Source organism: Rhodoferax sp., from assembly GCF_011391645.1.
Lineage (GTDB): Bacteria > Pseudomonadota > Gammaproteobacteria > Burkholderiales > Burkholderiaceae_C > Rhodoferax.
Map to the genome: position 1 here is coordinate 1 of NZ_JAABQC010000114.1, position 8,013 is coordinate 8,013.

At 59.7% G+C, this 8,013-nt stretch carries 6 protein-coding genes and 2 rRNA genes; 7 read left to right on the forward strand and 1 reads right to left on the reverse strand.

Going from position 1 to position 8,013, the window contains the following annotated elements; genetic code table 11:
• Positions 1 to 430, forward strand: a 23S ribosomal RNA gene (locus GPS82_RS12330); the annotation flags it as partial.
• 179 nt (positions 431 to 609) lie between these two features.
• A 5S ribosomal RNA gene (gene rrf / locus GPS82_RS12335) occupies positions 610 to 722 on the forward strand.
• Between the two features lie 45 nt (positions 723 to 767).
• Here the strand turns inward: rrf and GPS82_RS12340 are convergent.
• Positions 768 to 1,730, reverse strand: a complete 963-nt coding sequence (locus GPS82_RS12340) for an AraC family transcriptional regulator (RefSeq protein WP_363717568.1) — start codon at positions 1,728 to 1,730, stop codon at positions 768 to 770.
• Between the two features lie 239 nt (positions 1,731 to 1,969).
• Here GPS82_RS12340 and GPS82_RS12345 point away from each other — a divergent pair, with 239 nt between their 5' ends.
• From GPS82_RS12345 to GPS82_RS12365, 5 genes are all read left to right on the forward strand, one after another.
• Positions 1,970 to 3,592 (forward strand): carboxyl transferase domain-containing protein, encoded by a 1,623-nt coding sequence (locus GPS82_RS12345; protein WP_296495148.1) that lies wholly within the window; start codon positions 1,970 to 1,972, stop codon positions 3,590 to 3,592.
• An 11-nt stretch (positions 3,593 to 3,603) separates the two neighbouring features.
• Complete coding sequence (locus GPS82_RS12350; RefSeq protein WP_296495150.1) at positions 3,604 to 4,383, forward strand: enoyl-CoA hydratase/isomerase family protein; 780 nt, start codon at positions 3,604 to 3,606, stop codon at positions 4,381 to 4,383.
• 37 nt (positions 4,384 to 4,420) lie between these two features.
• Positions 4,421 to 6,415, forward strand: coding sequence for an acetyl/propionyl/methylcrotonyl-CoA carboxylase subunit alpha (locus GPS82_RS12355; RefSeq protein ID WP_296495152.1), 1,995 nt, complete (start codon positions 4,421 to 4,423; stop codon positions 6,413 to 6,415).
• Complete coding sequence (locus tag GPS82_RS12360) at positions 6,415 to 7,335, forward strand: glyoxylate/hydroxypyruvate reductase A (protein WP_296495159.1); 921 nt, start codon at positions 6,415 to 6,417, stop codon at positions 7,333 to 7,335. The genes GPS82_RS12355 and GPS82_RS12360 overlap by 1 nt, the downstream gene beginning before the upstream one ends.
• 45 nt (positions 7,336 to 7,380) lie before the next feature.
• On the forward strand, positions 7,381 to 8,013 hold a 633-nt coding region (locus tag GPS82_RS12365), incomplete at its 3' end, for a hydroxymethylglutaryl-CoA lyase (protein WP_296495155.1).

An 8,013-nucleotide genomic window follows, 5' to 3' on the forward strand; every position in this document is an offset into this window, starting at 1 on the left:
TCATATCGACGGCGGTGTTTGGCACCTCGATGTCGGCTCATCTCATCCTGGGGCTGTAGCCGGTCCCAAGGGTATGGCTGTTCGCCATTTAAAGAGGTACGTGAGCTGGGTTTAAAACGTCGTGAGACAGTTTGGTCCCTATCTTCCGTGGGCGCTGCAGATTTGAGGAAGCCTGCTCCTAGTACGAGAGGACCGGAGTGGACACACCTCTGGTGTATCGGTTGTCACGCCAGTGGCATTGCCGAGTAGCTATGTGTGGAAGAGATAACCGCTGAAAGCATCTAAGCGGGAAACTCGTTTCAAGATGAGATCTGCCGGGGCCTTGAGCCCCCTAAAGAGTCGTTCAAGACCAGGACGTTGATAGGTCGGGTGTGTACGCGTAGTAATGCGCTTAGCTAACCGATACTAATTGCTCGTGCGGCTTGACCCTATAACTTTGATTCATGATTGTTCAGCAATGAACTCGTCGTGTCTCAGGAATGTTATGCCAAGTTGACGCATTCAAAAATCCTACAATCAAGCAATTGAGAATAGGTTCGTTAATTCGATGAAGCTGATTAGCTCTATAAATTGGTTGTCTTGACCCAGTCAAGATGACAAAAAGTTTTGCCTGACGACCATAGCAAGGTGGCCCCACTCCTTCCCATCCCGAACAGGACAGTGAAACGCCTTTGCGCCAATGATAGTGCGGATTCCCGTGTGAAAGTAGGTCATCGTCAGGCTCCCATGCCTAAACGCCCAGTCGAAAGATTGGGCGTTTTTTTTTGTCAAAAACCACCCTTGCGCCGATAGTCTGCAGGTGTCAGTCCAGTCCAGCCACGGAAGGCACGAATAAAGCTCTTTTCGTTTTTGAAGCCCGTTGCCTGTGCGAGCTGTTTGATGGGGCGCTCGGTGCGCAGCAGCAGTTCTTGCGCACGCAGCCGTCGCACCTCATCTTTCAGCGACTGTAATGACGCACCTTCTTCTTTCAACTGACGGTGCAGGGTTCGCGACGACATTGCCAGCAGCGTGGCCAGGTCCTCGGCGCTGTGCGTGTCTGTTGGTTGGGCGATCAAGGCCTGACGCACCCTTTGCACCAGCAGTCGGTCGCGCCGGTATTGAAGTACCGTCAAGGGCAGTGCGCGCGTAAGCATCAGCTGCAAGGCGGACTCGTCACGCCTGAGCGGCAACGCCAGGTAGTGCGCATCAAAACTGATCGAGGCGGCTCCCATTTCAAACACCGTGGGGCAGGGGAACAGCACGCTGTAAACGTCTTGATGCTCTGGCGCGGGAAACGGAAACTGCGCGCCCTGCAAGACCATGCGTGAGTCAATCAACCAACAGGCCAGACCATGAAAATTGCGCAACACCGACACCAGGCAGAATTCACGCAGCGCCTTCAGGTCTGCGTTCTCTGTGATCGTCAGCTTCGCCTGATCACCCGTGGTGGTGAGCTTGAGGCTGATGTCGTCAACGATCAGTCCATGATGGCGACACCAGCGCTGCAAGGCTACCCCCAGGTTGGGCGCGCTGATGGAAGCGCGTGCCAACATGCCGTAGCTGCCCCATGGTAGTCGGCGGCTAAACCAGCCAAGACCCTCGTCGTCGAGCTCCTGCATGGCAGCACCCGAGACACGCTCCATTTGCAGAGCACTGATTCGGTGCTCGGAAATTTTTAAAAAGTCTGGCTTGATTTGTGCACAGTGCAGTGCTTGCGAAGGGTCTTTTCCGCATTTTTCATAAGCTTCCACAATCGCCTGAACAAAGGCGATTGGCGTGACAGCCTGTGATCTTGCATGGGTACCACGGACGCTCGGCTTGTGGAGTTGTTCGGCGGATTGACTTGAGACTGGCATCTTTCAAAGTATCGTCAAAGATGGCATGATTTGCAACCTTTGTGACACCTTCTTCGTGCGCTTGTCGGACTATGCTCTGCAGATCACAATTGCTTGCCTTTGCAAGAGCCCATTTGACCTACCGAAAGCATGCCATGCCCGTTCTGGAGACCAAACTCAATGCCCGCGCTGCTGATTTTCAGGCCAACGCCACTGCCATGCACGCCCTCGTGGAGGACCTGAACGCCAAGGTAACCCAGGTTGAAATGGGGGGTGGCGACGCAGCCCGCGCAAAACATACAGCGCGCGGCAAATTGCTGCCTCGCGACAGAGTGCAGATGCTGCTTGACCCTGGCACGCCGTTTCTGGAACTTTCCCCATTGGCGGCGCTGGGCATGTACCCTGACCGCGATGGCAGCGACAGCGCGCCCGGTGCCGGGCTGATTGCCGGTATTGGCAGGGTAAGCGGAGCGGATTGCATGATCGTCTGCAACGACGCCACCGTCAAAGGCGGCACGTATTACCCGATAACCGTCAAGAAACACTTGCGTGCGCAGGAGGTGGCACAGCAAAACCGTCTGCCCTGCATTTACCTGGTCGACTCGGGCGGTGCCAATTTGCCCAATCAGGACGAGGTATTTCCCGACCGCGACCACTTTGGCCGCATCTTTTACAACCAGGCGACCATGAGCTCAATGGGCCTGGCACAAATTGCGGTGGTGATGGGTAGTTGCACGGCAGGTGGCGCCTATGTGCCGGCCATGAGCGACGAGGCCATCATCGTCAAGAACCAAGGCACCATCTTTCTGGGCGGTCCGCCGCTGGTGAAGGCGGCCACCGGCGAGGTAGTGACTGCCGAGGATCTGGGTGGCGGCGACGTGCATACGCGACTCAGCGGCGTGGCCGACCATCTGGCTCAAAACGACATGCACGCGCTGGCGCTGGCCCGCGCCGCCGTGAAAAACCTCAACAAGGGCAAGCCCGTGGGGGCCACTGACCATGTACCAGCCGCGCCCAAGTACGCCGCAGAGGAACTGTATGGCGTCATTCCCGTGGACACCCGCAAGCCCTTCGATGTGCGAGAGATCATTGCCCGCATCGTCGATGACTCCGACTTTGACGAATTCAAATCGCGCTTTGGCACCACGCTGATTACCGGCTTCGCCCGCATCGAGGGCATGCCGGTCGGCATCATCGCCAACAACGGCATTTTGTTCAGCGAATCGGCCCTGAAAGGCACGCACTTCATCGAGCTGTGCTGCCAGCGCAAGATTCCGTTGGTATTTTTGCAAAACATCACAGGTTTCATGGTCGGGCGCAAGTACGAAAACGAAGGCATTGCCCGCAATGGCGCCAAGATGGTGACGGCAGTGGCCACGGCAAGTGTGCCGAAGTTCACCATCATCATCGGCGGCAGTTTTGGCGCAGGCAATTACGGCATGTGCGGCCGCGCCTTTGGCCCGCGCTTTTTGTGGATGTGGCCGAACGCCCGCATTTCGGTGATGGGCGGCGAGCAGGCCGCCAGCGTGCTGGCCACTGTCAAACGCGATGGCATCGAACTCAAGGGCGGGCAGTGGAGCGCGACGGAAGAAGAAGCCTTCAAGGCACCGATCCGCCAGCAGTATGAGGTGCAAGGTCACCCCTATTTCGCCACCGCGCGGCTTTGGGATGACGGCATCATCGACCCTGCTGACACCCGGCGCGTGCTGGCCCTGGGACTGAGCGCCACCCGCAATGCGCCGATCGAAGACACCCGCTTCGGCCTGTTTCGGATGTGAGCGGAGACGACATGAATTCCATCTCGGTTACCTCTGTTGGCCACTGCGCCACGGTCACATTGAGCCGCCCCGAGGTGCGCAATGCCTTCAACGACGAGGTGATTGGCGAACTCACCCAAGCCTTCACCCAACTGGGACAAAATCCCGACGTGCGCGCGATTGTGCTGGCCGCCCAAGGTCCGGCTTTTTGCGCTGGCGCCGACCTCAACTGGATGCGCCGGATGGCCGACTACAGCCATGCTGAGAACCTGGCCGATGCCGCCCAATTGGCCGAGATGCTGCGCGTGATGTACACCTGCCCCAAGCCGACAGTGGCTCGCATCCAGGGCGACGTGTATGCCGGTGGCATGGGCTTGGTCGCGGCCTGCGACATGGCGTTGACTGTTGATAGCGCCAACTATTGCCTGAGCGAGGTCAAGCTTGGCTTGTACCCGGCCACCATCTCCCCCTATGTGATCCGCGCCATGGGTACCCGCGCCGCCCACCGTTATTTTCTGACGGCCGAACGCTTCGATGCGGCTGAGGCTTTGCGCATCGGTTTTGTGCATGCAGTGGTGCCCGCCGCACAACTTGACGAACAAGTGGCGCAGATCACCCAGGCGCTGGTCAATGCCAGCCCCAACGCTGTCAAGCAATGTAAAACCCTGCTGCATGACGTGGTGGGCAAGGACATCGACGTTGACCTGATTGCTCACACGGTGGGAGGTATCGCAGGTATTCGCGCGAGCAAAGAGGGTAAGGAGGGCGTGCAGGCTTTCCTCCAAAAGCGAAAACCCGATTGGTTGATCTGACGCGATCATTGGCAAAATATCTTCTGGAGAATTCTTCATGTTCACAAAAATCCTGATCGCCAACCGTGGTGAAATTGCCTGCCGTGTCGCGGCTACCGCGCGCCGCATGGGCGTCAAAACCGTGGCGGTTTACTCCGATGCGGATGCCAACGCCAAGCACGTGGCCGCCTGCGATGAGTCGGTTCACATTGGCGGCAGCGCGCCCAAAGACAGTTACCTGCGCTGGGAAAAGATCATCGATGCAGCCAAGGCGACGGGTGCCCAGGCGGTCCACCCCGGCTACGGTTTCTTGAGCGAAAACGAAGAGTTTGCTAAGGCCTGCGTTGTCGCCGGACTGGTCTTTATCGGCCCGCCCGCGTCAGCCATCCAAGCCATGGGCCTTAAAGCGGAGTCCAAGCAATTGATGGGACGTGCTGGTGTGCCGCTGGTGCCTGGCTACCACGGCTCTGACCAGGACCCGGCACTGCTGCAGCTCAAGGCCGACGAAATCGGCTACCCGGTGCTGATCAAAGCCAGCGCGGGTGGCGGTGGCAAGGGCATGCGGGCAGTGGAGCGGGCGCAGGACTTTGCCGATGCCCTGACCAGTTGCAAGCGCGAGGCCATCAACAGCTTTGGCAGCGACGCGGTGCTGGTCGAAAAATATGTGCAGCGCCCGCGCCACATTGAAATTCAGGTGTTCGGCGACACCTTCGGCAACTACGTTTACCTGTTTGAGCGCGACTGCTCGGTGCAGCGCCGTCACCAGAAGGTGCTGGAAGAAGCCCCGGCGCCGGGCATGACGCCCGAATTACGTGCGCAAATGGGCAACGCCGCTGTGGCGGCCGCCCGGGCTGTGAACTACGTCGGCGCCGGCACGGTGGAATTCATCGTCGAGCAGCGTGAAGACGGCTCGATGAATTTCTTCTTTATGGAAATGAACACGCGGCTGCAGGTCGAGCACCCGGTTACTGAAGCCATCACTGGCCAGGACCTGGTCGAGTGGCAATTGCGCGTTGCCAGTGGCGAGCCGCTGCCGATGCAACAAGACCAGCTCAAGATCAACGGCCACGCCATCGAGGCACGCATTTGCGCCGAGAACCCCGACAACAATTTCCTGCCTGCCACCGGCAGGCTCGATGTCTATCACAAGCCCGCCTGCAGCAGTTTTGCGATCAGCCCGGTGCGGTTCGACGACGGCGTGCGCCAGGGCGACAGCATCAGCCCGTTTTACGATTCCATGGTGGCCAAGCTCATCGTGCATGGCGACACGCGCGCGCAAGCCCTGGCGCGGCTGGATGACGCGCTGGCCCAGACCCACATCATCGGCCTGACCACCAATGTTCAGTTTTTGCGCCATGTGCTGCAGTCGCCCTCGTTTGCGCAGGCCAATCTGGACACCGGATTGATCCCGCGGGAGGCGGCTGTTTTGTTCAACCAAGAGCGGGTGGGTCTTGCGTTGGCCGCCGCTGCCGATGTGGCGCAAACCTTGCTTGACGAGCGCGCCGCTGAAGGCGCAGACCCCTTCAGCAAGACAGACGGCTGGCGCAGCCATGGCGTGTTTTCGCGCCGATTTGAATTTGAGTTTGGTGGCGAGCATGTGCAGGCCGCGCTGACCTACCTGCATGACGGCGCGTTGTCGTTCAGCGTGGGGGATGCGGCGGGACTGCTTGAATTTACGGCCAGGCCAGAAGGCATTGATCTGCGCTTTGCCGGTCAGCGGACGTTGGTCAATGTCTATCGACAAGGCGAGGTCGGCTACATCCACACCGCGCAAGGCGCGACGCAAATCACCGCCATCGACCTGCTGCTGCACGCCGGCGAAGCGCCCGCCGAGGTCGGTCGTCTGACCGCTCCCATGCCCGGGAAAGTGGTGTCGTTTGCGGTCAAAGCCGGTGACAGCGTCCAACGCGGCCAGGCGCTGGCCGTGTTGGATGCCATGAAAATGGAGCACACCATTGCCTCGCCCGTCGACGGCGTGGTTGAAGAGGTGCTCTACGCCCCCGGCGATCAGGTGGTGGAAGGCGCAGAACTGCTGAAACTGGCTGTGCAATGATCAAAATCACGTTTTGCTGCACCGGCACCGAGCCAGCGCCCTGGCTGGCGGGCCTGCGTGCCGCCTTGCCGCAGGCCCAGGTTGAACTTTGGCAACCCGGCACAACCCCCGCTGACTACGCCGTGGTGTGGGCACCGCCACAACAGTTTTTTGACGAACAGCCGAAGCTCAAGGGCATTTTCAATATTGGCGCGGGGGTCGATGCGTTGCTCAGGTTGCGCCTGCCGCCGCAGGCCGCGGTGGTGCGACTGGAAGACGCTGGCATGGCAGTGCAAATGGCCGAATATGTCAGCCAGGCGGTGATTCGTAACTTTCGTGACCTCGAGACCTATGCCGCTGACGCTCGCGCAGGACACTGGACCTATTACAAGCCGCGCCAGCGCAACGAGTTTTCGGTGGGCGTGATGGGTTTGGGCGTACTGGGCGCGCGCGTGGCGCAGGCACTCACGCATTTTGAGTTCCCCGTGAACGGCTGGAGCCGATCAAGCAAAGCTTTAGGCGGCGTGCGGCACTTTGTCGGTGCGGCACAGTTTCATGACTTCCTGGCCAACAGTCGCGTGCTGGTGAATCTGCTGCCGCTCACGCCTGAAACCGTCAACATCCTGAACCGCGACACGCTGAGCCGCCTGCAGCCCGGTGGCTATGTCATCAACGTGGCGCGTGGCGCGCACCTGGTGGACGAGGATTTGCTTGAGTTGATCAAAAGCTGTCACTTATCGGGTGCCACGCTGGATGTGTTCCGCACCGAGCCGCTGCGGCCTGAGCACCCGTTCTGGCGCGAACCCAAAATCACCCTCACCCCGCACACCTCAGCCCGCACGTTGCGCGCTGACAGCATTGCGCAGATTGCCGACAAGATCGCCGCACTGGGACGCGGTGAGAAAATTGCCGGTATCGTTGACGCCGCGCGGGGCTATTGAGTGCCGTGGCAATCAAATGTGCCCCGTACTGAACAGGAATAGAACATGAGTCTCCCCGCCCGCGTCAAACTAGTCGAAGTCGGCCCGCGCGACGGCCTGCAAAATGAAAAGCAGAGCGTGCCCGCAGCGGTCAAGATAGAACTGGTGCACCGGTTGCAAGCCGCTGGACTCAAAGAAATCGAGGTCACCAGTTTTGTCAGCCCCAAATGGGTGCCGCAGATGGCCGACAACACCGAGGTGATGGCGGGCATCAAGCGTCTGCCTGGTGTGCGTTATTCGGTGTTGACGCCCAACCTCAAGGGTTTTGAGGCCGCCTTGGCTTCAAAGCCCGACGAGATCGTGGTGTTTGGCGCCGCCAGCGAGGCCTTCAGCCAGAAGAACATCAACTGCAGCATCGCCGAGAGCATCGAGCGGTTTGCGCCGGTGGTGGCTGCTGCGCGCGCGGCCGGCATTTATGTGCGCGGCGCCATGAGCTGCACGGTGGGTTGCCCGTACGAGGGCGACATTGCGCCCGAGCGTGTGAGTTACCTCGCCGGGCTGATGAAGGGCATTGGCGTGCAGCATGTGGGCGTGGCAGACACCATTGGCGTGGGCACGCCGCTCAAGGTGCAGCGCGCAGTGGAAGCCACGCTCAAGCACTATGACCTCAACGACATCTCGGGCCACTTTCACGATACC